Source organism: Acidimicrobiales bacterium (assembly GCA_035536915.1).
In the GTDB taxonomy this organism is placed as follows: Bacteria; Actinomycetota; Acidimicrobiia; order Acidimicrobiales; family JAHWLA01; genus JAHWLA01.
Map to the genome: position 1 here is coordinate 99827 of DATLNE010000032.1, position 24433 is coordinate 124259.

Annotated in this window: 21 protein-coding genes; 8 read left to right on the forward strand and 13 right to left on the reverse strand. The window is 70.8% G+C overall.

All coding sequences use genetic code 11. The features are described from left to right. Positions 1-22: 22 nt before the first annotated feature. Complete coding sequence (locus VM938_09005; GenBank protein ID HVF75176.1) at positions 23-2560, reverse strand: hypothetical protein; 2538 nt, start codon at positions 2558-2560, stop codon at positions 23-25. 137 nt (positions 2561-2697) lie between these two features. Here VM938_09005 and VM938_09010 point away from each other — a divergent pair, with 137 nt between their 5' ends. Continuing rightward, complete coding sequence (locus VM938_09010; protein ID HVF75177.1) at positions 2698-3591, forward strand: alpha/beta hydrolase; 894 nt, start codon at positions 2698-2700, stop codon at positions 3589-3591. On the opposite strand, the gene VM938_09015 is transcribed toward VM938_09010, so the two are convergent. From VM938_09015 to VM938_09040, 6 genes are all read right to left on the reverse strand, one after another. Next, on the reverse strand, positions 3588-4457 hold the full coding sequence (locus tag VM938_09015) for an amino acid ABC transporter permease (protein ID HVF75178.1): 870 nt from the start codon (positions 4455-4457) through the stop codon (positions 3588-3590). The two genes, VM938_09010 and VM938_09015, sit on opposite strands and share 4 nt — an antisense overlap. Further along, on the reverse strand, positions 4454-5212 hold the full coding sequence (locus VM938_09020; protein HVF75179.1) for an amino acid ABC transporter permease: 759 nt from the start codon (positions 5210-5212) through the stop codon (positions 4454-4456). Before VM938_09020 ends, VM938_09015 begins: the two co-directional genes overlap by 4 nt. Continuing rightward, a complete protein-coding gene (locus tag VM938_09025; protein ID HVF75180.1) occupies positions 5103-6134 on the reverse strand; it encodes a glutamate ABC transporter substrate-binding protein in 1032 nt (343 codons plus the stop codon). Before VM938_09025 ends, VM938_09020 begins: the two co-directional genes overlap by 110 nt. Before the next feature lie 16 nt (positions 6135-6150). Further along, positions 6151-6891, reverse strand: coding sequence for an amino acid ABC transporter ATP-binding protein (locus VM938_09030; GenBank protein HVF75181.1), 741 nt, complete (start codon positions 6889-6891; stop codon positions 6151-6153). Positions 6892-6930: 39 nt separating this feature from the next. Continuing rightward, positions 6931-9030, reverse strand: a complete 2100-nt coding sequence (recG, locus tag VM938_09035) for an ATP-dependent DNA helicase RecG (GenBank protein ID HVF75182.1) — start codon at positions 9028-9030, stop codon at positions 6931-6933. 76 nt (positions 9031-9106) lie between these two features. Beyond that, positions 9107-10729: a DAK2 domain-containing protein gene (locus tag VM938_09040; GenBank protein HVF75183.1), complete on the reverse strand. Its 1623-nt coding sequence runs from the start codon at positions 10727-10729 to the stop codon at positions 9107-9109. A gap of 60 nt (positions 10730-10789) precedes the next feature. Here VM938_09040 and rpmB point away from each other — a divergent pair, with 60 nt between their 5' ends. Further along, the gene (rpmB, locus tag VM938_09045; GenBank protein ID HVF75184.1) at positions 10790-10984 is read left to right on the forward strand and encodes a 50S ribosomal protein L28; all 195 of its coding nucleotides are present in this window, start codon (positions 10790-10792) and stop codon (positions 10982-10984) included. Positions 10985-10991: 7 nt separating this feature from the next. Here rpmB and VM938_09050 read toward each other — a convergent pair whose 3' ends face one another. Then, the gene (locus tag VM938_09050; GenBank protein HVF75185.1) at positions 10992-11411 is read right to left on the reverse strand and encodes a cyclic nucleotide-binding domain-containing protein; all 420 of its coding nucleotides are present in this window, start codon (positions 11409-11411) and stop codon (positions 10992-10994) included. A 236-nt stretch (positions 11412-11647) separates the two neighbouring features. Between VM938_09050 and VM938_09055 the strand changes: the two genes are divergently transcribed. Both VM938_09055 and VM938_09060 read left to right on the forward strand, forming a co-directional pair. Beyond that, positions 11648-15238 carry a hypothetical protein gene (locus VM938_09055; GenBank protein ID HVF75186.1) on the forward strand — a complete coding sequence of 1197 codons (3591 nt, stop codon included), beginning with the start codon at positions 11648-11650 and terminating at the stop codon, positions 15236-15238. An 11-nt stretch (positions 15239-15249) separates the two neighbouring features. Beyond that, on the forward strand, positions 15250-15708 hold the full coding sequence (locus VM938_09060; GenBank protein ID HVF75187.1) for a hypothetical protein: 459 nt from the start codon (positions 15250-15252) through the stop codon (positions 15706-15708). Positions 15709-15747: 39 nt separating this feature from the next. Here the strand turns inward: VM938_09060 and VM938_09065 are convergent, their stop codons facing one another. Genes VM938_09065 through VM938_09075 form a run of 3 tightly spaced genes read right to left on the reverse strand, consistent with a single transcriptional unit; the run spans position 15748 to position 20341 of the window. After that, positions 15748-18741 carry an adenylate/guanylate cyclase domain-containing protein gene (locus VM938_09065; protein ID HVF75188.1) on the reverse strand — a complete coding sequence of 998 codons (2994 nt, stop codon included), beginning with the start codon at positions 18739-18741 and terminating at the stop codon, positions 15748-15750. Then, positions 18741-19535, reverse strand: coding sequence for a bifunctional hydroxymethylpyrimidine kinase/phosphomethylpyrimidine kinase (gene thiD, locus VM938_09070; protein ID HVF75189.1), 795 nt, complete (start codon positions 19533-19535; stop codon positions 18741-18743). Before thiD ends, VM938_09065 begins: the two co-directional genes overlap by 1 nt. Then, complete coding sequence (locus VM938_09075; protein ID HVF75190.1) at positions 19532-20341, reverse strand: thiamine-phosphate kinase; 810 nt, start codon at positions 20339-20341, stop codon at positions 19532-19534. Before VM938_09075 ends, thiD begins: the two co-directional genes overlap by 4 nt. 22 nt (positions 20342-20363) lie before the next feature. On the opposite strand from VM938_09075, the gene VM938_09080 reads away from it, so the two are divergent. The 3 genes from VM938_09080 to VM938_09090 all read left to right on the forward strand — a co-directional run bounded on the left by VM938_09080 (position 20364) and on the right by VM938_09090 (position 22802). Further along, complete coding sequence (locus tag VM938_09080) at positions 20364-20603, forward strand: hypothetical protein (GenBank protein ID HVF75191.1); 240 nt, start codon at positions 20364-20366, stop codon at positions 20601-20603. An 82-nt stretch (positions 20604-20685) separates the two neighbouring features. Beyond that, positions 20686-22479, forward strand: coding sequence for a phosphoenolpyruvate carboxykinase (GTP) (locus VM938_09085; protein HVF75192.1), 1794 nt, complete (start codon positions 20686-20688; stop codon positions 22477-22479). Positions 22480-22565: 86 nt separating this feature from the next. Then, the gene (locus VM938_09090) at positions 22566-22802 is read left to right on the forward strand and encodes an Lrp/AsnC ligand binding domain-containing protein (protein HVF75193.1); all 237 of its coding nucleotides are present in this window, start codon (positions 22566-22568) and stop codon (positions 22800-22802) included. Positions 22803-22805: 3 nt separating this feature from the next. Here the strand turns inward: VM938_09090 and VM938_09095 are convergent, their stop codons facing one another. Both VM938_09095 and VM938_09100 read right to left on the reverse strand, forming a co-directional pair. Further along, the gene (locus tag VM938_09095) at positions 22806-23168 is read right to left on the reverse strand and encodes a hypothetical protein (protein HVF75194.1); all 363 of its coding nucleotides are present in this window, start codon (positions 23166-23168) and stop codon (positions 22806-22808) included. A gap of 7 nt (positions 23169-23175) precedes the next feature. Further along, a complete protein-coding gene (locus VM938_09100; GenBank protein ID HVF75195.1) occupies positions 23176-23985 on the reverse strand; it encodes a DUF455 family protein in 810 nt (269 codons plus the stop codon). 20 nt (positions 23986-24005) lie between these two features. On the opposite strand from VM938_09100, the gene VM938_09105 reads away from it, so the two are divergent. Continuing rightward, positions 24006-24428: a hypothetical protein gene (locus tag VM938_09105; protein HVF75196.1), complete on the forward strand. Its 423-nt coding sequence runs from the start codon at positions 24006-24008 to the stop codon at positions 24426-24428. The last annotated feature ends 5 nt before the right edge of the window (positions 24429-24433 follow it).

The window sequence follows — 24433 nt, forward strand, 5'->3', positions numbered from 1 at the left end:
CTGGTCCATCTTCCGATCGCGGTCAGTCGGCATCAGTCTCCTGCTCCCTTGGTAGCGCTTCTACGAATGCTGTAAACCGGAGCAAGCGGTGCAGCGGCTCGAGGTCGGGGTCCTTCTCGACCCACGCCCTGGTGAGCTGGTGGCTTCCGGGACGCTCGAGTGCCATCTCGAGGTGCTTCAGGGCATCCTCTGCCGCCTTCATCCCCTCGACGTCGGCCCTGATGGCGTCGTCGCAGGCCAGGTTGTAGGCCACCTGCCAGAACGTCCAAGGGTCTTTGAGGAGCGAGCGCTGGTCGCCTTTTGGGAAGTCGCCTTTTGGGAAGTCGCCTTTTGAGAGGACGCCTCGTCGTACTATGGCGGGCCGCGACGAAGCGATGGCCCGCATGAACTGCCGTCGGGCCGACACGCCCCCCGCTTCGGCGCGGAAGAAGGCCAGCCAGTACGACCGCTCGCTCCTGCACAAGGCGCTGAAGCACACGCGGAACAGGCCCAGCCGCTGATCGATGTCGCGCAACTCGGCCAGGGCGAACGTGCACAGCGCCTTCTTCGCGTCGGGGGCGTCCAACGCCGCGGCCAGCTTCTCCCCGTGCGATAGGTAGCGCCTCAACATTGCCGTCACACGCTGGCGCTGGTGCGCTGGCCGTTCGACCCAGTTGGCATCCACATCGGACGCGAGCAGGCTGGCGGCCATGGCCAGCCGGTAGCGGGCGGCGACGTAGTGGCGGTTGACGGTCGCCGCTCGCAGGGCGAGCTCGAAAGCGTCCAGGTGTTGCCCTTCGAGCGCATAGGCATTCGACAGCCAAAGGCAAAGCAGGCCGTTGCCGGGAGCCTTGGCCACCGCCTGCTCCATGAGCTTCACCGGGGGCTTTTCGCCCTTGTCGTCGTCGGCGTGATAGGCGGCCAGGGCATCGGAGCTGTCGGCGGGCCACTGAGCCCAATGGGGCACGCGATCCGAGCGTGCCAGCACGACGGTTGCCGCCCAGTAGGCCGCCTTGCGCAGGGCTTCGGCGGGCGCGTTGTCGTGCACCAGGCGCTGGTGGACGACCTCCTTGGTGCGGCGGTCGGTGACGCGCACGGCGATGGTGGTGGGCGTCGCGCCGGGGACGGTGGGCGGTGTCTCGGCGGCGGCCGGGGTAGGCGTCGCGGCAGGGGCGGTAGCCGGCGTACCGGTGGGCACGGTGCGGTAGGTGACCGTGTAGCCACGCTTCTCCCCGAGCGCGACAGCGACAGCAGCGACAAGCTTGCCGATCGCGTTCCCGGCCGGGACCTTGGTGGCATCGAGCAATTCGGCGACGGGCACGAGAGCGGCCGCACCGGGCACGGCGCCGGGAGCAGGGACGTTGCGGAGCACGTAGGTCCTGAACAGTTCGTCCTCGGGTCCGGGCTCGTTTTCCTTGATCGGCTGTACCACGACCGGGCCCAACGCCTTTCGCGCCGCCCGGCGTTCGAGCGCCACGTAAGTGAGCACGGAGAGCGCGGCCAGGAGGAGCCACCCGACCACGCCGGGATCGACGGGCACCTGATCCGCCTCTTCGCCGTCGCCGCCGATCCACGGGAGCTCGCCGAGAAGGACACCGCCGCCCGCACGGACGGCGGCGACGGCGTCCACGTCCTCGACGCCCCGGCCGCGCCGCCCGGCCGCCGCGGCTCGCTTGTCGAGCTTCTCCTCGAGGTCCTTCTCCGCCGCCTCTTTCGCCTTGTCGGTGGCGAGGGCGTGCTCGTAGCGAGCAACTTCGACCTCGGCGCCGGCGCCGAGGAGTTCGAGCTCGGCGAGGAGGACCGAGCATGTCGAGTCGGCCAGGCAGCGCGGTGCTGCCCCGTCGAGGTGCATCGCTCCGCCCGCCGCCTTGCACAGCTGGTCGACAGCTTCTTCGGCCTCCTTCGGTGAGGCAGGCGCAGGGGCGGGTTTCGGCAACACGGCGGCCTCGACGGCTGCCACCGCAGCCTCGGCAGCGCCACGGAGCGCACCGAGGTCGAGGGCCTTCACCCGCCGGCGCTGCTCCGCCAACCGCGCCGACGCCGACGGGCCTGCCAGGAGGGCGCGAAGGTCGGCCTCCAAGGAACGGAGGCTGTCGATGGCCGGCCCCGGCGGGGCAACGGCAAGCAGCCGGCCCAGTTCGGCGAGGGCGTCGGGAGCTGGTGCGGCCCCTCCCCCCGTGGCCCGCGCGGGGTCGGCCGCCTTCGAGGCGGCGAGCAGCTTCGTCCGCAACTCACCGGCCGTCTCACGCGCCGAGGCCGCACGCTCACGGCCGATCGCCCCGCGGCCCACGTCGATCAGCCCCACGGCCACGACTACCAAGCTGGCCACGAGGAAGATGCGCACAAGCCCGACGGCGTATCTCGTGGAAGCCAGGAGGGCGACGATCGCCACCCCCAGTACCAGCAAGCCCAGGCCCCGCCCGTCGGGCTCGCCGCAGAGGACATAGGCCGTTCCCCCGGCCACCAGGCCGGCCATGCCGGCCAGCACGGCGGCGTTCAGGAGGCGCCCGTCGGACGAGACCGCTCGCCGAGCCGCGGCAACTGCGCCCCCTTGGCTCTGGAACCACGCCTCAACGCTCACGAGAACACGCCTTGCGCGTTACACACCATCCGCCCCCCCTGTTGCACTGCAGACGATACGTGCCGCCTGCCCGACCGTCTCTAGCGCGTGCGGGCCATTCTCAGGCCACCGATGTGCCTAGTCCGTAGGATGCGAAGGTGCCGTTGAGCCCTGACGCCCAAGTCGTGTTCGACCGGCTGGCGCAGGCCGGCAACCTCACGATCGAAGACCTCGGCCTCGACGTGTTGCGCACACTGTTGGCCAACTTCAACCGCATCGACAGCGACGGGCCCGAGGTCCCCACCGAGGACGCCACCGCAGACGGCGTGCCCGTGCGGCTGTACCGGCCCGACGACGCGGTCGGCACGCTGGTGTGGTTCCACGGCGGCGGGTGGTGCCTGGGGAGCATGGACGAGCACGACGCCTTCTGCCGCCGCTTTGCCGTGGCGGCAGGCACGACGATCGTCAACGTCGACTACCGCCTCGCCCCGGAACATCCTTTCCCTGCCGGGTTCGACGACTGCTACGCGGCCACCAAGTGGGCGGCCGCCACATTGCCGGGGCCCACCGCCGTCGGGGGCGACAGCGCGGGCGGCAACCTGGCCGCGGCCGTGACCTTCAAAGCGCGAGACGACGGCCCTCCCCTGGCCTTCCAACTGCTCGTCTATCCCGCGGTCGACGCCGAGATGAGCTACCCCTCGATGAAGGAGAACGGGGAGGGGTACTTTCTCTACGAAGCAGACACCCGCTGGTTCTGGGACCACTACCTGGCGGGCCACGACCGCCGCGACCCGTTGGCATCGCCGATCTACGCGGACGACCTCGGTGGCCTGCCGCCCGCCTACGTGGTCACTACCGAGTACGACCCCCTGCGCGACGAAGGCGAGGCCTACGCCTTGCGGCTGGAGCAGGCGGGCGTTCCCACGTTGCGTCGTCGCTGGGACGGCGAACTGCACGCCTTCTTCACCGCGGGCAAGGTCTACGCAGCGGCGCAACCCGCCACAGAGGAGGCCGCCGCCGCCCTCCGGGCTGCACTGCGCGGCACCGGTTAGGCCCGGCGACCCTCGGCGGCCACCGTGGCCAGGTCTTCGACGCCGGCCACGTCCATGGCCCCTGCGTTGTAGCGGCGGCGCTGGCGCACTTCCAAGCGACGGGCGACCTGGCTCAGGGCGAAGTTCACCACGACATAGAAGGCGGCCACGAAGACCAGCGACTGCAGCATGTTCCCGTAGAACTCGCCGCTGAGCCGGCCCCGGCGCAACAGTTCCTCGTAGGTGATCACGTAGCCCAACGAGGTGTCCTTCAGCAGGGTCACCAACTGGCTCACGATGGCGGGCACCATGCGGCGTACGGCTTGGGGCACGATCACGGTGAACATGGCCTGCCAGTACGACAGGCCGATGGCGTAGGCGGCTTCGGACTGGCCCCGGTCGAGCGACAGGATGCCCGCCCGGAAGATCTCGGCCACCACGGCGCCGTTGTAGGCCACCAGGGCCAGCACCAGGTACCAGAACACCGGGAGCTGGATGCCGTACTTGGGCAGGCCCAGCCCCGAGAAGTAGATGAGCAGCAGCAGGGGCATGGCCCGGAAGAACTCGACCCACGCGCCCGCCGCCCATCGCACCGGCTTGTTGCGGGCCAGGCGCCCGAGGGCCAGGAAGGTGGCCAGGACCAAGGCCAACCCCATGGCCACCATCGCCGCCTTCATGGTGTTGGCCAGCCCTGTGAGGAAGAAGCGGATGACCGAGCGCTGGGTCAGCGGCTTCCACAGCGCTTCGTCGAACTGGTTGCGGTCGGCGAGGCGCTGAACGGCGACGCCGATGACGGCGGCCACCAGCACGGCGGCGACGATCGAGGCGATCCACACCCGGCGGCGGGCCTTGGGGCCGAGGGCGTCGGCCAGCACGGTGGCGGTCATCGTTTGATCGCCACCCGGCGCTCGACGATGCCGATGCCCCACCCCAGCGGCAGGGTCAACGTGAGATAGGCAGCGGCCGCTCCCAAGAACACCGGGATGGGCCGGGCGGTAGCGGTGTTGAGGCGGTCGGCTACCTCGGTGAGCTCCAACACGGAGATGACTGAGGCCACCGACGAGTTGCGCACCAAGGCGCTGAGCAGGCTGCCCAGCGGCGCCACCACGGTGCGAAAGGCCTGCGGCAGCACCACGATGGTGAGCACCTGCGGGAAGGTGAGCCCGAGGGAACGGGCCGCTTCGGCCTGGCCCGTCGACACCGCGTTGATGCCGGAGCGAATGGTCTCGGCCACGAACGAACTCGTGTACATGCTGAGCACGATCACCGCGGTGACGAACGCCTCGTAGCGGATGCCGACCTTGGTGAGGCCGAAGTAGAAGAGGATGAAGTGGACGGCCAGCGGCGTGTTGCGCACCAGCTCCACATACGTCGCCCCCGCCCATCGCAGCGGGGGAACGGGCCCGACCCGGAACGCGGCGACCACGGTGCCGATCACCACTGCCGCCGCGAACGACAGCAGGGTAAGCGACACCGTGGTCCGCATCCCCTCGACGTAGGTGCCGAGGTTGTCGAAGACGATGTTCAGGGCGTTACCGCGTGGTACTGGTGGTCGACGACGACGCGGACGACGAGCTCGTCGACGAGGACGTACCGCCCGAGCCGCCCGCCGTGGTCGACGTGCTGCTGCCGGTCGAGCCACCCGTGGTGGCGTAGCGGTCGATGCTCGGCGGCCGCGGCGTGTCGAGCCCCAGCTTGCCCAGCGTCCGCTCGAAAGCGGCAGCCCACTGGCCGTTGCGGAAGATCTCCTCCAACCGGTCGTTGAGGAAGTCGCGGAAGGCCTGGTCGCCCTTCTTGAGGCCCACGCCGTAGGGCTCGTCGCTGAACGGCGCCTTGACCAGCTTGTAGGCGTTGTTCGACTGCGAGACCAAGCCGGCCAGGATGGTGTTGTCGGTGGTCACCGCCACCACTCGCCCGTCGCCGAGGGCTTCGGCGCACTGCGAGTAGGTGTCGAACAGCGTGACCTCGGCGGTGGGCGCCTTGGCCCGCACGTTCTTCTCCGAGGTCGAGCCCTTGACCGTGCAGACCTTCTTGCCCGCCAGGTCGGTGACGCTCTTGATGGCATTGTCGCCGGCCTTGACCATCAGGTCCTGCTGGGCCACGAAGTACGGCCCGGCGAAGTCGACCACCTGCTTGCGGGTGTCGTTGATGGTGTAGGTGGCGATCACCAGGTCGACGCGGCCTTCTTGGATGAAGGGCTCACGGTTCTTCGACACCGCTTCGACGAACTCGATGTTCGCTTCCTGCCCGTCGAGGCGGCCGCCGTAGATGCCCTGGGCGATCAGCTTGCCGATCTCGACGTCGAAGCCCTCGATCTTGCCGGTGGTCGGGTTCTTCTGGCCGAACCCGGGCTGGTCGAACTTCACGCCGATTGTGATCTTGCCGTCGGACTGCAAGCTCGCCATGGTGCTGCCCGAGGCAAAGCTCGGACGGGCGACCTCGTCGCCGCCCTTGTCGTCTGTCGGGTTTGTAACCGCACCGCCGTCGTCGTCGTCACCGCATGCTGCACCGGTGAGGGCGACGACGAGCAACAGGGCGATGGTCCACCAACGCCGTCTCGTCATACCTGTATCTCCTTTGTCAATGGCTGAGGATCTTCGAGAGGAAGTCGCGAGCCCGTTCCGTCTTGGCCTGCGCGAAGAACTCTTCGGGCGGCGACATTTCAAGTACCTGTCCGCCGTCCATGAACACCACTTGTTGGGCCGCCGACCGGGCGAAGCCCATCTCGTGGCTGACCACGATCATCGTCTTGCCCTCTGACGCCAGCTCCAACATGACGTCGAGGACCTCCTTGATCATCTCGGGGTCGAGGGCCGAGGTGGGCTCGTCGAACATGAGGACCTTGGGCTCCATGGCCAGCGCCCGGGCGATGGCCGCCCGCTGCTGCTGCCCGCCGGAGAGCTCGGCCGGGTAGCGGTCGGCCTTGTCGGCGATGCCGACCCGCTCCAGCAGTTGCATGGCCCGTTCCTTGGCCTCTTTCTTCGACAACCCCCGCACCTTTGTGGGGCCGAGGGTGACGTTGGCGAGCACGCTCTTGTGGGCGAAGAGGTTGAACGACTGGAACACCATGCCCACGTCGGCCCGCAGCTTGGCCAGGGCCTTGCCTTCCTCGGGCAGGGCAACGCCGTCGATGGTGATGGTGCCGCTGTCGATGGGCTCCAGCCGGTTGATGCACCGGCACAGCGTCGACTTGCCCGAGCCCGACGGGCCGACCACGACGACGACGTCGCCACGGTTGACGACGAGGTCGACGTCCTTCAGGACGTGGAGGTCACCAAAGGACTTGTTGACTTTCTCGACGACGACAAGCGGGCTCCCCATTCGCCGCGGACCCTACCCCGTTCGAGGGCCGTCGCATCGTCAGGACTTGAAGAGGAAGTCTTCTTCGTCGGCGTCCACCAGGGCGCGCACCTCCTCGGCCAGCACCGGGTGCTGCTCCAAGAAGGGGTCGCCGTCGACCACCCGGAAGGCCAGTTCGCGGGCCTGGACCACCATCTGCTTGTCGCGCCGGAGCGACGCCAGCTTGAGGTCGGAACGGCCTTTCTGGCGAGCGCCCCGAATCGTGCCCGCCCCTCGTAGGTCGAGGTCGACCTCCGCCAGCTCGAAGCCGTCGGTGGTGCGTTCGACGGCGGCCAGGCGCTCGCTCTCGGCGTCGCCCAGGAGGTAGCACCAACTGCGGGCCGACCCCCGGCCGACCCGGCCCCGGAGCTGGTGGAGCTGGGCGATGCCGAAGCGGTCGGCGTCCTCGATGACCATGACGGTGGCGTTGGGCACGTCGACGCCGACCTCGATGACGGTGGTGGCCACCAGCACGTCGACCTCGCCTCGGCGGAAGGCGGCCATCACCGGTTCCTTGTCGGCCGGGCGCATCTGCCCGTGCAGCAGGCCGAGGCGCAGGTCGGCCAGCACCTCGGTGCGCAGCCGCTCGTATTCCTCGATGGCCGACTTGGCCTGCACCCGCTCGGACTCATCGACCAATGGGCACACCACGTACGCCTGGCGGCCCGCGGCCACCTCCTCCTTGACCCGGCTCCAGGCCTCGGCCTCCTCCAGCGGCCCCCGGGCCCACACGGTGGTGATCGCGGTGCGGCCGGGCGGGAGCTCGTCGAGCACGGTCATGTCGAGGTCGCCGTAGACGGTCATGGCCGCCGTGCGCGGGATCGGCGTGGCCGTCATCACCAGCACGTCGGGGTCGTCGCCCTTGCCCCGCAAGGCGGCCCGCTGCTCCACGCCGAAACGGTGCTGCTCGTCGATGACCACCAGGCCGAGGCGCTTGAAGGCGACCTGTTCGGTGAGCAGGGCATGGGTGCCGATGAGGATGTCGACCTGCCCGGCTGTCAACGCCGCGTGCAGCTTGGTGCGTTCCGACGCCGTAGTGCGGTTGGTGAGGAGCTCGACCCGCAGCGGCCGTTCCTCGAACAACGACCCGCCCGCGTCGGGCACGGTGAGGTCGGCCAGCAGGGCGCGCACGGCGACGTGGTGCTGTTCGGCCAGCACTTCGGTGGGGGCCATGAAGGCGCCTTGGTGGCCGCCCTGCACGGCGGTGAGCAGCGCGCTTACCGCCACCACGGTCTTGCCAGAACCCACGTCGCCTTGGAGGAGGCGGTGCATGGGGTGCGGCCCCGCCATGTCGGCTTCGACCTCTGCGATGGCCCGCCGCTGGGCGTTGGTGAGCGGGAACGGGAGGCGCTGGTGGAAGCGGGGCACCAGTTCGCCTTCGACGGTGTGGCGGATGCCCTTCGACTCCCGCTCCAAGGCCCGCTTGCGCAGCACGAGGGTCATCTGCAGGCGGAACAGTTCGTCGAAAGCCAGGCGGCGGCGCGCGGCGTAGGCGGCGTCGAGCGACTCGGGCTGATGGATTTGGGAGAAGGCCCAGGTGCGATCGGCCAGGTCGAACTCGTCATTGGCCGCGGCGGGGAGCGGGTCGGCGAAGTCGCCCGCCCGGGCCAAGGCCTCCTCCACCCACGCCGCGACCTCCCACGTGACCAGGCCCGCCTTCTCCGACTGCGGGTACATGGGCACGATGCGGCCGGTACGGTCGCCGATGAGGTCGACGAGCGGGTTGGCCATCTGGCGGCGGCCCTTGTAGACGTCGAGCTTGCCGAAGAAGACCGCGGTGGTGCCGACCGGCAGTTGCTTGGCCCGCCACGACTGGTTGAAGAACGTGCAGCGCAGGTAGGCGGTGCCGTCGTAGACCTCGACCTCGGCGATGGCCCGGCCCTGGCGGCTGCGGCGGGCGCTGCTGCGCTTGACCTCGGCCACGACCATGGCCTCCTCCCCCACGGCCAGCTCGCCGATGGCCACCTGCGCGGTGCGGTCGACGTAGCGCCGCGGGTAGTGGGTGAGCAGGTCGTAGACCGTCTCGATGCCCACCTCTTTGAGGGCGTCGGCCCGCTTGGCTCCCACCCCGCGCAACTCGGTGACAGCGATGTTGGCCAGCTGCTGCAGGCTCCTCGCCACGGCCGGCTACCCGGTTCTGGTCCGGGAATCCGGCGCCACCGCGCCGGATTCCCGGACCAGAACGGTCAGGTGGGGCTCACTCAATGCTGAACAGGTAGGGGTAGAGCGGCTGGCCGCCGTGGTGCACCTCGAAGGTCACGTCGGGGCGGTGCTCACGGAGCCACTCGGTGATGCGCCGGGTGTCGGCGGCCGACGACCCCTCGCCTTCGATCACGGAGACGATCTCGTGGTCGTCGCCGATGAGGTGGTCGAGCAGGCTGGTGGCGGCCTCGGCCAACGTCGGTGCCACCGACTCGATGCGCTTGCTCGACAACCCCAGCCAGTCGCCTTCTGTGATCTCGCCGGAGTCGCGCACGGCCCGGGTGACCTCGCCGCTGACCACCCGTCCGGCGGCCTCGCCCATCGACGTGGCGTTGGCCTCGGCGGTGGCCTCGGGGTCGTACTCCAGCAAGGCGGCGAAGCCCTGGGCGATCCCCGTGGTGGGCACCACCGACACCGGCTTGGAGGCCAGGGGGGCCACCTGCTCGGCCACCGGGATGATGTTCTTGTTGTTGGGCAGGATCACCACCTGCTCCCCCGGTGCCGCCTCGACCGCTTCGAGGATCTGGGCCGTCGAGGGGTTCATCGACTGGCCGCCCGCCACCACCTTCTGCACCCCGAGCGAGTGGAAGATGCGCCGGATCCCCTCGCCCGTGCCGACCGCCACCACTGCGGTGGGCACCGGATCGTGCGCGGGTTCTTCGACGGGCACGGCCGCGGCCTCGCGCACCCAGCGCTCCTCCTCCACCTGCTCGTGGAGGTCGGTGACCCGAATGTTGCGGGGCCGCCCGCAGTCCATGGCCGCTTCGATGGAAGCGCCGATGTCGTCGGTGTGGATGTGGCAGTTCCAGATGCCGTCGCCGCCGACCACCACGATGGAGTCGCCGATGCCCGCCCACACGTCCTTGAACGCCGGGATCGTCTCGTCGGGCGCTTCGAGGAAATACATGACCTCGTAGCGCAGGTCGCTGTCGCCGTCGTGCATCGGCGCCGCCGGCGCCGACGAGTCGACGAGGCCGGTGACGGCGGGCGCCTCGGGCAGCGGGCGGCCCGCCACCACGTGGAGGAAGGCGTCGAGCAGGAGCAGGAAGCCCGCGCCGCCTGCGTCGACCACGCCAGCCTGCTTCAGCACGGGCAGCAGTTCCGGCGTGTTGTCGAGCGCGACCTGCCCCCCCTTCTTGGCGGCGTCGAGCACGTCGACCAAGGCGGCCCCGCCGTCGGCCGCGGCATGGGCGGCAGCGGCCGCTTCCTTGACGACGGTGAGGATGGTGCCCTCGACCGGGCGCATCACCGCCTCGTAGGCCGCGGTCGAGGCGTTGCCCAGGGCGGCGGCCACGTCGGCGGCGCCCGCGGCGTCGACCCCCTTGCACCCGTCAGCCAGCGCCCGCAGGATCTGCGACAGGATCACCCCGGAGTTGCCCCGGGCGCCCATCAGTGCCCCGTGGCTGATGGCCTTGCAGGTCGACACCATGTCGTCGGCCGCCGCGCACTCCTTGACGACCTCCTCCAAGGTGAGGGCCATGTTGGTGCCGGTGTCGCCGTCGGGGACGGGGTAGACGTTGAGCCGGTTGACGGCGTCCTGGTGGGCCCGCAAGGCGTCGCGGTAGCCGGTCACCACATCGCGCAGGTGCCCCGCTGCCAGCCGCTCGAGCGTCTCCATGTGGGGGGATGCTAACCTGCACCGGTTCCCCGGCAGTCCCCCTACAGGAGCGTGCGCGTCATGGCAGCGGTGTGCGAGGTATGCGGCAAGCATCCCTCATTCGGCATGAGCATCAGCCACTCGCACCGGCGCACCAAGCGTCGGTGGAATCCCAACATCCAGCGGGTGCGCGCCATCGTCAACGGCGCCCCCAAGCGCATGCACGTCTGCACCTCGTGCATCCGGGCGGGCAAGATCCAGAAGGCGGCGCACTAACTCCGCTTCAGCTCCGGGAGTCGAACTCTTGAAGGCGGCGGGCCATGCCCACCATGACCTTGTTCGACAACGAGGGGATCGTCGCCAGGAGGCCGTGAAACGACGGCTGCGTCAGCACGAACACCCGCATGGCGGTCGACGCCGTGACCGTGGCGTTGCGCGGTGACTTGTCGAGCAGCGCCAGTTCGCCGAAGAAATTGCCCGCGCCGACTGTGCCCACGTCCTTGCCGTCCCGGGTGACGGCGGCCTTGCCCTCGACCACCACGAAGAAGTCGCGGCCCGAAGCGCCCTGCTTGATGAGCGTCTCGCCCGCCGGGACGTCGAGCTCCTCGGCCTGACGAGCGATCATCTCCAGCTCCTTCTTGGAGCAAGCGCTGAACATGGGGACGCGGGCCAGGTGCTCCAGGTAGTCCTTCTTGCGAGCCACGACGGGCCTCCTTGCGAGGGGAAAAGCGCATGCTCCCCGCAATTGCCGGTTCTTGGCAATAGTGTGACTTTCGTCACACATCCCAGTTGAAACTGGAAAGTTCTGAGCGAACAGTCCACCCTTACCCAGGGGATTGCTGGGTGCTCCGCTGGGGAGCCAAGAGGGGCAGGGGTATCCGAATGTCTCGACTGGGGCGTCTTCGTCTCGTTGTCGCGTGTGCCGTACTCGGCGCGTCCGTGCTCACCGCAGGCCCGCCGGGCTCCGCTGCGGTGTGCGACACGGCACCGGTGGTGCGAGCCACGACCATCAGCCAAGGCGTGGGCGAGTACGCCCGCCTCGTGCGTGGCAAGGAGACGCTGGTGCGTGTGGCCGTGTCCCGGCCCTCGTGCTCGTCGACCACGACCACGCTGATCGCGGCGTCGACGTCGCTGGCCGGTTCGTTGTCGGTGGGCGGTGTGCCTGTGGGCTCACCGTTTACCGCCGCCCGTTGGTCGCCCGTGGCCGACACGGCAGTGCCGGGCTGGACCGACGCGCTGCCCACGCCGCCGCCTGCCGCCTGGCCTCTCTTCGTGGTGCCCGCGGCGGCGCTGGCCCCCACGGTGCCCGGCGACTTCACGTTGAACGTCACGGTCACCATTGCCTACCGCGTCGGTTCGGGCCCGGTGCTGACTCGCACCTATGCAGGGGCGTCGAAGCCGGTCACCACCTCGAACCCGCTGTCGGTGCTGCTGGTCCCCATGGGCAACGCCGCCAACCCCGGCGGCATGGCGGCCGAGTTCACCCCCCGCGATGCCGCAGTCGTCGAGGACGGCATGCGGGCGCTGTCGCGGGTCACCCCCACGGCCACCGAGCAGGGCGACCTGTGCGAGGTCGTCACCCCGCCGGGCGGCACGTGCGTGGCCGACGCCGCCGCCGGCGTGCGCTGGAAGCTCAGCCCGGCCATGTTGAACCTGGGGCCGAGCACGGCCACCGACCCGGGCTTGAACGTGATCCCCCCGGGCGAGAAGTTCTGCGGCACGAGCCTGCTGGGCAACATGCCGCAGGTCTCCGCGGGCCTGGCCTCGGTGCTGGCCTCGTGGAACGCCCGCAACCCGGGCGGACGGGCCGACGTGGTCGTCGGCGTGGTGGGCGAGGCGGCCAGCTACGGCCTGTTCAACCCGCCGCCTCCCGGCAAGTCGTGCTTCGAGGGCTACGCCCTGTTGGGCGGCCCCGTGGCCTGGGCCCGCGCCGTCGGCGCCCGGCCCGCGTCGAGCGGCAAGGCAGCCAGCCCGGCCATGGCCGGCGCCCTGCTGGCCCAGGAGTTCGGCCACACCCTCGGGCTGGTGCCCGAGTCGCGTGACGACGACCGCGACCCCTCGCACAGCCCGTTCGACACGCCCGGCGTGCCCGTGGCGTCCGCCGACCTGGGCAGCGGCACGGCGTACAACACGTCGCTGCGCCAATGGCTGGCCGACGACCGCTCGGCCCTGAAGTACAGCAACACCGGCTGGGGCGACGACAACGTCCTCTACCAGCCCAAGGACTGGTCGTGGGCGGCCTGCGCGCTGGGCGCCACCGTCGACAACCCCACCGAAGAGGCATGCCGGGCGCGCCTGCTGGGCGCGGCGGCGGCCGCTGGTCCGCACCTCCGGGTGACGGGGCGCACCGACGGCACTGCGGCAGGCACCATGGTCACCGAATCGGAGCGCACCTCGTCGGGCGGCAACGGCCTCGACGAGGCCAGCGACTTCCGCTTCGTGCAGTTGGTGCGGCGCGGCGCCGAGCTGGCTGATCGCCAGGAAGTCGGCATCGCCGTCCACGACGACGCCGCCCATGCCCACGACGGCACCGAAGCGGGGTCGTGCCACCACTGCGGCACCTTCGAGTTCTCCGCGCCCGACGCCGGCCCCGCCGAGTCGGGCGCCACACGGGTGTACCGCCTGGAGCACGACGGCGTGGTGCTGGCGGAGTGGGAGGACACCGAGTTCAACCCGGTCGTCGGCAGCGTCGAGCTGGCGCCCGAGCCCGCCGGTGCGCCCGCCAACGTCACCGCCTCGCCTGGGGCCGACGACAGCGACGCCTACCTCAGCCCCGACGGCCGGGTGCTGGCGTGGACGGAGGCGACCGACGCCGCCTGCCCGGGCGTCAAGGTCGCCGTGCTCGGTGCCGACGGCGCCGCGCTGTCGACGTCGACGCTCGACGTGCCCGGCCTCGACTGCCCGTCGCTGCCGTCGATCCGCCCCGACAACGGGGCGCTGGCGGTCACCGACCGGGGCAGCTTGTGGGTGGTCGACATGGCCGTGACCGACGGCTCGGTCACCTTCGGCGAGGCTCGCCGGTTGCTCACCTGCGACTTGGTGGGCGGGCCGTTCTGCGCCCGTGCGGGCGGGCCGCTGCAGCTGCAGGGCCGGGCCTCGCGCACGGCGTGGGAGCGCACGGCGGGCCAAGCGATCACCGACATGGCGCTGGCCTTCGAGCTCAACGCGGGCGAGGGCCTGGGCGACATCTACCTCACCCATCCCTATGCCTTGGCGGACGGCGAGCAGCTCGACGCCACCAACTCCACGCCGGTGCGCATCGGCACCGAGTACCAGGGCGAGCCGTCGTTCTCGCCCGACGACTCGGCGTTGGCCTTCCGGCAAGGCGGGTCGGAGGTCCGCACCGTGCCGGTGACCGACCTGCTGCCGAGCCTGGCTGCGGACCGGCTGGTGTGCGACTGCGGCACGCTGCCGTGGTGGGGCACGGCTCGCCACATCGCCGTCGTGCGCGACGGGCAGGTGCACGCCCTCGACCTGGCCAGCCCGGGCAGCAACGTCGGCGTGCCCTTGGTCGCGGGCAGCCGGCCCGCGTTCACGGCCACCGGCCCGTCACTGTCGACGTGGCGGCTGTACTTCGACCGTGACGGCGACGTGTACCGACTGGCCTTCGCCAAGAGCCAGTTGATCCGGGTGACCGGGCGCGACTGCGACAACCGCGAGGACGTGCGGGCCGGCATTTACCTCGACACCGGCAACGCGCTGGTGCCGTGGGCGGTGGCCGACACGCCCACCCTCGATGCCGTCGACCCGTGCGGCGTGCACTTCGAGACCCGCTTCGAGCCCAACTTCCTGACGCCGTCGGCGTCCGGGCTGGGGCCGGTGCTGAAGGTGGCTGCCAACCTCAACGACGGCGTCGACATCAGCGGCGTGGTGCGGGGCGGCGACGCCGAGAGCGCGGCCAACGCCCCGCTCCTGTCGATCTCCTCGCCGCCTGCCACCGCCGGCGCGGCGCGAGTGCCGCTGTCGGCGACGGCGTGGTCGCCCACGTGGGGCCATGTCGACGTGCAGTGGTCGCTGCGGTCGCCGGGCGCCGCCGGGTACGGCCCGGTGGTTGCCACCGGCAGCCACGCCGACGTGGGGCCGTTGGCCACAGCGGGCGTGTGGGGCATTCGCGCCGTGGCCGTCGACCCCGACGGCAACCAGTCGACGGCGGAGACCACCGTGACGATCTGCGGCGTGGCCGCCAACGTCGACTTCGACCCCAACACGTTGTTCGCCCCGTCGGAGGGCCAGCCCGTGCAGGCTCATGTGACGCTGCCGTGCGGGATCAGCCCCAGCGGGCTGTCGGTGTCGATCGTGGAAGTCGACGGGCTCGCCTACTCACAGCCCGCCACGGCGTGGAACATCGCAGGCGCCACCACGGCGACAGCCAAGTTCGACCGGGGCACCTTGACCCGGTTCATGGCCGCCAACGGCTTGGTCGGCCGCTATGTCCCCGTCACCCTGCGGGCCTGCTCGGCCGCGGGCTGCACCTCCGGCGTCGTCGTCGCCGGCACCGATCCCACCGCCCCCCTCGTTACCCCGTCATGAAAGGAACCCCCATGAACAAGACCATCGCCCGGCTGACGCTCGCCGTCGGCGTCGGCGTGGCCGCCCTCCTCGGCACCACCCCGCTCGCCGGCGCAACCATCGACGCCAAGGGCCCCGACTGCGCCGAGATCCTCGGCGGCTCCGGCAGCTACGTGCTCGGCCCCGCCGCCGGCACCCGCACGGTCACCACCGACCTCACGCTGGCCGCACCGGCCTGCGCCGAGATCACCTACACCCTCGAAGTCACCTACACGACGCTGACGGGTACGGCGGCGCGAGTGTCGACGACCACGTACTCGGCCGTCGGCAACGCGGTGCAGCTCGCCGTCACCATCCCCGACGCCGACGCCCCCGCCACGGTGCACGGCGTGGTCACCACGGCCAAGCGGGCCAAGGTGCTCGACCACAGCGAGACCGACATCGACATCGACGGCATCCCGGGCAGCGGCGGCGGGTCGTACCAGGGCTAAACCCCACGTCCCGAGTACATAGCCGGCGAATTTCGCCGGCTATGTACTCGGGAGTGCGGCGGCTTCGGCGGCGAGGCGGGCGGCTTGGTCGCGGCGGGCGTCGATGCCCATCGACCCGAACGTCTCGGTCGCCTCTTCGAACAAGCGGACGGCGGCGTCGGCGCGGCCCTGCTGGAGCCGGATGGAGCCCAGCGTCTGGGTGGCGTCGGCCACCGTGTAGGTGAGCGAGATGCCCCGGGCCAGCGACAGCGCCTTCTGGCACGTCTGCTCGGCCTCGTCGACGTCCCCGCTCAGCAACAGCTTCTCGGCCAGGTTGGCGTAGGCGGTGGCTCGGCCGCTCTCGTGGCCGATCGTCTCGAACTGCTCGACGGCTTCGCGGTCGCAGGCCACGGCGGCGGCCAGTTCACCCCGCTCCAGCTCGACCATGCCGAGGTTGATCAGACAGCCCCCGATCTCGTCGGGCCGTCCCACCCGGCGGGCCAGCTCCAACCCGCGCCGCAACGTCTCGACGGCGGCGTCGTGGGCACCCAGGTAGCCGTGTACGTCGCCCACCACCCGCAGGGCGGCCGTCAGCCCCCGCAACTCGCTGTGCTGCTCGAACACCGCTTGCGCCCGCTGCGCATGCTCAAGCGCCTCGTGGTTGCGCCCGGCCATGAGGTGCACCCGCGCCACCTCGACCAGCAGGTCGCCGACCACGGGGTCCGACGCATCGCCCGCGGCGGCCAGCCCGGCGTGCAACGCCTCCAGCCCCTCGTCCAACTGGCCGTTGAGGCAGAGCGTCCAGCCTTTCTCCAACCACAACGCCGCGCTCTCCGGAGCGTCGGGCGGCGCCACCGCGAAGGCGTCGTCGAGCACCGCCAGCGTCTCCCGATACGCACCCTGCTTGCGCAAGGTCGAGGCCATCCCCCGCCACGCCCGCAAGTCACTGCCCGCCTCGCGGTAACGCCGCCGGGCCTCTTCGAAATGGCCCACCAGCTCGTGCAGTTCACCCACGTCGAGCAGCAACTCAGCGGCCCGCTCGGGTGAGTGCTCGTGGGCCACCTCGGCGGCCCGCTCCAAGTGGACGATGGCCTCGTCGTTGGCGAACAGCCCGGCCGCCCGCCGCCCCGCCCGCACCAGGTAGTCGATGGCCTCGGCACCTGCGCCGCCGAGGTAGAGCTCCCGGGCCAACAGGTCGATGACGTCGTCGCCTGCGCCGTAGAGCCCCTCGGCCACGTGCGCCACCCGCAGGTGCAGTTCCCGGCGGTGCCTCGCGAGCATGCGGGTGTAGGCGACGTCCTGCACCAAGGCATGGTGGAAGGCCAGCGCCTCCTCCCCCGCCATTTCGGTGCGGTCGAGGAAGCCGCCCGCCAGCAACCGGTGCAACTCGGCGTCGAGGTCGTCGACGTCGCCGACGTCGCCGAGCACGGCGGTCAACAAAGAGCGCCGGGTCACCCGGCCGATCACCGATGCCGTCTGCAGCACGTTCGCCGCCGAGGCGGGGAGGCCGTCGATACGGGAGGCGAGGACCCGCTCCACGGTGTCGGGCAGGGCGGCGGCGTCCCAGTTCGAGCGCATGGTGAAGCGCCCGTCGGCAGGCACGACAGCGCCTTGTTCGACCAACGAGCGGGTGATCTCCTCCACGAACAACGGGTTGCCGTTGGTGCGGCCGAGCACGGCTCGCACCAGGTCGAGGGGCGGCACGCCGCCGAGCGTCGCCTCCACCAGCGCCCGCACGCCGCCTTCGTCGAGTGGGCCCAGGGCGACCGGCGCAGCCCCCAGCGACGTGCACGCCTCGATGCCTTCGGGCCGGGTGGTGAGCACCAGCTTCACCGGACCGCCCGCCAAGGCGGCCAGCAACTCGAGCGACGACGTGTCGGCCCAGTGCACGTCCTCCACCGCCAACGTCACCGGGGCCAGGGCCGACAGCCACGCCACCACGGCCTCGTGCAGGCCACGGCGAAAGGCGTCGGGCGCCAGTGCGGCGAGGTCGGCGTCGTCGACGGGCAGGCCCGCCAGCCGAGCCAGGAAGTTGCGGCCCGGCACCGCGGGCAGGCGGTCGAAGGCGCCCGCCGGGTCGTCTTCGGGACGGATGCCCGACAACCGGCGCAGCAGGTCGGCGAAGGGCCAGTACGGCAGGGCGGCGCCGTACGAGAGGCACCGGGTCTGGAGCCACACGCCGTCGGCAGCCGACTGCACGGCGCCGAGCAAGCGGGTCTTGCCGATGCCGGGCTCGCCCGACACGACGACGGCGCCGTGCTGCTGCAGCGCCGCGGCCACCGCGGCCAGTTCCCGCTCCCGGCCGATCAGCGGACGGCCGGCCGCCGACGACGGGGCCGCGCTGTGACGGGGCCCGAGCAAGCGGTAGCCCGCCACCGGCTGCGCCTTGCCCTTCAGCGTCAGCATGCCGACCGACTCGAACTCGAACTCGTCGGCCGTGAGCCGGTACGTCGACTCCCCCACGTAGGTCTCGCCCGACGGCGCCACCGACTCCAGCCGCTGGGCCAGGTTCACGGCGTCACCGAGGATCGAGTAGTCGGCCCGGGCCTCACCGCCGTAGCGGCCGGAGATGACCCGCCCGGTGTTCACGCCGATGTGCAGTTCGAGCCCGGCCGCCGCGTCGGGCAGGCCCGCCTTGTCGGCGATGGCCTCGTGCATCTCCAGGGCGACGAGCAGGGCGCGCGCGGCGTCGTCCTCGTGCGCCACGGGAGCGCCGAAGAAGACGAGCAGGGCGTCGCCTGCGTACTTGGCGATGAAGCCGTCGTAGCGCTCGGCCACCGCCGCCAAGCGGGAGATGACCGGCGAGATGACGCCATGGAGCTCCTCGGCGTCGAGCTGTTCCGACAGCGAGGTGAAGCCGGAGATGTCGGCGAAGAGCGCGGTGACGAGGCGGCGTTCCTCGGTGGCCCGAGCGTCGGCCAGCGCCCGCAGGGCGTCGGCCACCTCGGCGTCGGCGGGCGGGGCGGCGGCCGCGCTCGGGGTGCCGCAGTGGCCGCAGAAGCGCGTGCCTCCGGGGTTCTCGCCCCCGCACGCGGCGCAGCCCCAAGTCGACATCAGGTGCGGCGGCCCCACCCGGGGTCGACCGGTCCCACGCCGCTGCCGAGGTCGACCCCGGCGGCGATGGCACGCTCGATGAACCGCTTGGCGGCGATGCAGGCGTCCGCGGGTTCCATGCCCCGGGCCAGCTCGGCGGCGATGGCGGCCGACAGGACGCAGCCGGTGCCGTGGGTGTGGCGGCCTTCGATGCGGACGCCCTCGATCCACTGCACGTCGTCGCCGGCGACCAGGCAGTCGGGCGACTCCTCGCCGCCGAGGTGGCCGCCCTTGACCAACACCGTCTTGGGGCCGCGGGCGGCCAGGCTGCGACCCGCTTCCTCCATGGCGGCACGGTCGTCGATGGCGAAGCCGACCAGCGCGGCGGCCTCAGGCAGGTTGGGGGTGACGACGGTGGCCAGCGGCAGCAGCTCGTCGCGCAAGGCGCCCACGGCGTCGTCGGCCAACAGCGTGTCGCCGTGCTTGGAGACGAACACCGGGTCGACGACGAGGTTGGCGACGCCGAAGTCGCGCACGGCAGCGGCCACGGCGGCGACGAGCTCGGCCGAGGCCAGCATCCCCGTCTTGGCGGCGTCGACGCCGATGTCGGCGGTGACGCTCTCGATCTGGCGGCGCACCAAGTCAGCGGGGAGCGTCTCGAAGGCCTGCACGCCGACGGTGTTCTGGGCGGTGACGGCCACGACTGCCACGGTGCCCCACACGTCGTGGGCCTCGAAGGTCTTCAGGTCGGCTGTGATGCCGGCCCCGCCGCCCGAGTCGGAGCCGGCGATGGTGAGGGCGACGGGGCGCTTCATGACCATCGATGCTCCCACCCGCGGCGGGGCGGGCGCACCGTCACGTCGGCTACGCACACGCCGATGCGCTCGGGCACGGCCAGCCCCGCTTCGCTGAACGTGTCGACCACCCGCTCCACGTCGGGCGCGGTGAACACCAGCTCGTAGTCCTCGCCGCCGCCCAGCGCCTGGTCCTCGGTGGCGCCGTCGGCCACGGGGATGCGGAAGAGGTCGACGCCGACGGCCGAGGCGTCGCAGACATGGCCGAGGTCGGCGCCCAGCCCGTCGGACACGTCGATCATGGCGGTGGCGCCCGCCTCCCGCGCCGCGTTGCCTTCGGCCACGCGTGCTTCGGGCCGAGCCGTCCAACCACTCGCCGCCGCCCCGCCCAGCGGGCCGGTCACGAACACCGAATCGCCCACGCCCGCTCCCGAACGCAGCACGGGCGCCCCGTCGCACCGGCCGACCACCGAGACGGAGACGACCAGCGTCGGCGCGTTGGTGAGGTCACCGCCCACCACCTCGCAGTCGTAGGCGCGGGCCGCGGCGGTGATGCCCCGGTACAGGGCGTCGAGGCCGGTGCTCGGCGGTCCCGAGACGGTGACCAGGAGGTACAGGGGGCGTCCGCCCATGGCGGCCACGTCGCTGACGTTGGCCACCACCGCCTTCCACCCCAGCGCTTCGGGGTCGGAGCCGTGCACGCCGTCGACCACGGCGTCGGCGGCCAGCAGCAGCCCGTCGACCACGGCGCAGTCGTCGCCGATGGCGGGGAACAGTTCGGCCAACCGCCGGATCGCCGCGAACTCGCCGCCTCCGGTAGCGTCCACGGGCCGACTGTAGGAGGTGGCTGTGCAGGGCGTGATCAAGTCGTACGACCCCGGGACCAAGATGGGCGCGCTGATCCGTGACACCGACCGGGCCGAGATCGAGTTGGCGCCGGGCGCGCTCGACGGGTCCGTCTTCCGCATGCTGCGCCAGGGCCAGCGGGTGGTGTTCGACATCGACGGCGAGGGCCGGGCCACACGGTTGCGCCTCGGTTCCGAGGTCGACATGGCCACTCCCGAGGAGCCGCCGCCGCCCCGAGCGTGACGGGCGCATTACGCCGATTGGGCCGGGGAATGACGTCGACCCTACGATTCTCTGACCTGTAGCACGGAGAAAGGCGTCAACGGTGACGGCACCCACCACGAACGAGAAGCTGCTCCACTGGGTCGAAGAGGTCGCAGCCCTCACCACTCCTGATCGCATCGAGTGGTGCGACGGCTCCGCCGAGGAGTACGACCGGCTGGCGCAGCTCTTGGTCGACAACGGCACCTTCACCAAGCTGTCGGACGCCAAGCGCCCCAACAGCTACTGGGCTGCCTCCGACCCCGGCGACGTCGCCCGGGTCGAGAGCCGCACCTTCATCTGCTCGGAGCGGGAGGACGACGCCGGCCCCACAAACAACTGGCAGCCGCCCGCCGAGATGAAGGCGACGCTGACCGAGCTGTTCCGGGGCTCGATGAAGGGCCGCACCATGTACGTGGTGCCGTTCTCCATGGGGCCGCTGGGCTCGCCCATCGCCCACATCGGCGTGCAGCTCACCGACTCGCCGTACGCCGTGGTGAACATGCGGATCATGACCCGCATGGGCAAGGGCGCCTTGGAGGTGCTGGGCGCCGACGGCGACTTTGTGCCCTGCCTGCACTCGGTCGGCATGCCCCTGGCCGAGGGCCAGGACGACGTGGCCTGGCCGTGCAACGCGGAGAACAAGTACATCGTGCACTTCCCGGAGACCCGGGAGATCTGGTCGTTCGGCTCGGGCTACGGCGGCAACGCCCTGCTGGGCAAGAAGTGCTTCGCCCTGCGCATCGCCTCGGTCATGGCCCGCGACGACGGGTGGCTGGCCGAGCACATGCTGATCCTGAAGCTGACCTCGCCCGCGGGCGAGACCCGCTACATCACCGGGGCGTTCCCCTCGGCGTGCGGCAAGACCAACCTGGCCATGCTCATCCCCACCATCCCGGGGTGGAAGGTCGAGACGGTCGGCGACGACATCTGCTGGATGAAGTTCGGCCCCGACGGCCGGCTGTACGCCATCAACCCCGAGGCGGGCTTCTTCGGCGTGGCGCCGGGCACCAACATGCAGACGAACCCCAACGCCATGCTGACGTTGGACGGCAACTCCATCTTCACCAACACCGCGCTGACCGACGACGGCGACGTGTGGTGGGAGGGCATGACCGAGGAGCAGCCCGAGCACCTGAAGGACTGGCGGTGCGAGGACTGGACCCCGGCGAAGGGCACGCCGGCCGCCCATCCCAACGCCCGCTTCACGGCGCCCGCCGCCCAGGACCCGGCCATCGCTCCCGAGTGGGAGGACCCCGCGGGCGTGCCCATCTCGGCCGTCCTGTTCGGCGGCCGCCGCTCGTCGGTGGTGCCGCTGATCCACGAGGCGTTCAACTGGCAGCACGGCGTGTTCATGGGCTCGACCATGGCCTCGGAGACGACGGCGGCGGCCGAGGGCCCGGTGCGGCTGCGGCGTGACCCCTTCGCCATGCTGCCCTTCTCCGGCTACAACATGGCCGACTACTTCGCCCACTGGCTGCGCATCGGCGAGCAGACGAGCGCCGAGAACCTGCCCAAGATCTTCTACGTCAACTGGTTCCGCAAGGACGCCGACGGGCGCTGGCTGTGGCCGGGCTACGGCGAGAACAGCCGGGTGCTGGAGTGGGTGTTCGAGCGCTGCGCCGGGCGGGGCGAGGCCGTGGAGACGCCGATCGGCTACCTGCCTGCGCCGGGGGCCATCGACACCGACGGGCTCGACGTGCCCGCCGACGACATGGCCGAGCTGCTGCGGGTCGACACCGAGGAGTGGCGGGCCGAGGTGCCGTCGATCCAGGAGCACTTCGCCCAGTTCGGCGACCGCCTCCCCGACACCCTCCACGACGAGCTCTCCGCCTTGGAGAAGCGCCTCAGCGAATAACCCACGTCCCGAGTACATAGCAGGGCCGGGTGCCGTGCACGCCCCGCAGGCTACGATCCCGCCCACACTTTCCAGGGAGGCGTTCAGTGGCCGTCAGCGCATATGTGCTCATCCAGACCGAGGTCGGCAAGGCCGCCCAAGTGGCCGAGGAAGTGGCGGGCATCAGCGGCGTCGTCAGCGCCGAGGACGTGACCGGGCCCTACGACGTGATCGTGCGGGCCGAGGCCGACTCGGTCGACGAGTTGGGCCGCATGGTGGTGAGCAAGGTGCAGCTGATCGACGGGATCACCCGCACCCTCACCTGCCCCGTGGTGCACCTGTAGCGGTCAGCCGCGGCCCACCAGCAGGGCCCGGATGCCGAGGCCCATCACGAACAGCCCGCCGAAGCCGTAGAGCCGGTACAGGTGGTGCCGTAGCTGCTGGCGGTACGAGTAGAGCAACCCCACGGCCACGATGGCCACGAAGCCGTAGAACATGTGGAACTGGGGCGCTTCGATCTTCTGCCCCGCCACCATGCCGACGCCGAGGGCGACTTGGACGAACACCGACACCTCGGCGGCGAAGGTGAACCACCACAGCGCCCGGGTGCGCAACGACGGCAGGGAGTGGGCGGCGAGCGACCACACGCCGGCCAGCCCGTTGCCGAGGATCATCACCCAGGCCCACGCCACGTGGACATCGCGCAGCACGGGGAGGTCAGGCAGACGGCGGCGTGGCCGCCGCGAACTTCGCTTCGGCCTCGCGCTGGGCCTCGGCGGCGATGTCGACCAGGTCGGTGATCTCCTCGTCGGAGAACCCAGCCATGGAACGGAACCGGCGGGCCAGGTGGACAGGGTTGTCCTCCGACTCGCCCCGGAACCCCCCGAAGCTGAACAGCTTGTCGACCGTGCGCTGGAACTCCAGCGCAGCCGCCCGCCGCTCCGGGTCGTCAGCCGTGAGCCGCCGCAACCAGTCGGAGCCCATCTTCACGTGGGTGACCTCGTCGGCCAGCATCCAGTCCTCGCAGAAGTGCAGAACCGGGTCTTCGGTGGCCGCACCGAAGTCGCGCATGGTGTTGAAGACGTCGATAGCGAGCCCTTCGAGCGCCCGGTTCACGCCGGTCAGGCGCAGGACGGCGTCGCTGTTGCACGCCGCCTCGAACAGCAGCGTCTGCTCGGAGAACTCGCCGATCTCGGTGCCCATGTGCTCGCTCAGCTTCACCGAGATCTCGACGTGGCGAGCCTCGTCCCACGACTGGCGGGCCATGTCGAGCTTGAGCTGGAACGGGATGTCGTCCTCGAAGTCGTAGCAGGTGCGTCCTGCTCCCTCCAGGGCCTGGATCTCGCCCACGAAGATCCCGTGCATCAAGGCGCGGGCGGCGTCGGGCGAGTCGGGGTCGGACGGCTTGAAGGCGTTCTCCCGCTTGCCCAGATTGGCCCGGCGCGGGTCGAACACCACGTCCTCGATGCGGATGCGCTGGAAGCGCTCGTCCCGAGCCAGGTCGTCGACCGTCAGCATCCGTTTCATGCGGTAGACATGCTACTCCCATGGCGAATTGCGAGATCTGCGAACGGGAGTCGGCCGACGTCGAGCCGCCCGGCGGGTGGGTGCTACGCACCGACCTGTGGTCGGCCTGCGTGGCCCCCGGCTTCGACGTGCCGGGGTGGCTCTTCCTCGAACTGCGCCGCCACGCCGAGGGGCCGATGGGCATGGACGACGCCGAAGCGGCCGAGCTCGGCGGGCTGGTGCGCGACCTGACCGCGGCCATCCAAGCGACCATGGGCGCCGAGCGGGTCTACGTGCTCGCCTTCGGCGAGGTTTTCCCGCACTTCCATGTGGCGCTGTTCCCTCGCATGCCGTTCGCCCCCGACGACGAGATGGGCACCGCGCTCTGGAACAAGCGGGTCGAGTTGTGCGACCCGCCTCGGGCGCACGAGGCCGCCGGCGCCATCCGCAACGCGCTCCCTTAGCGGAG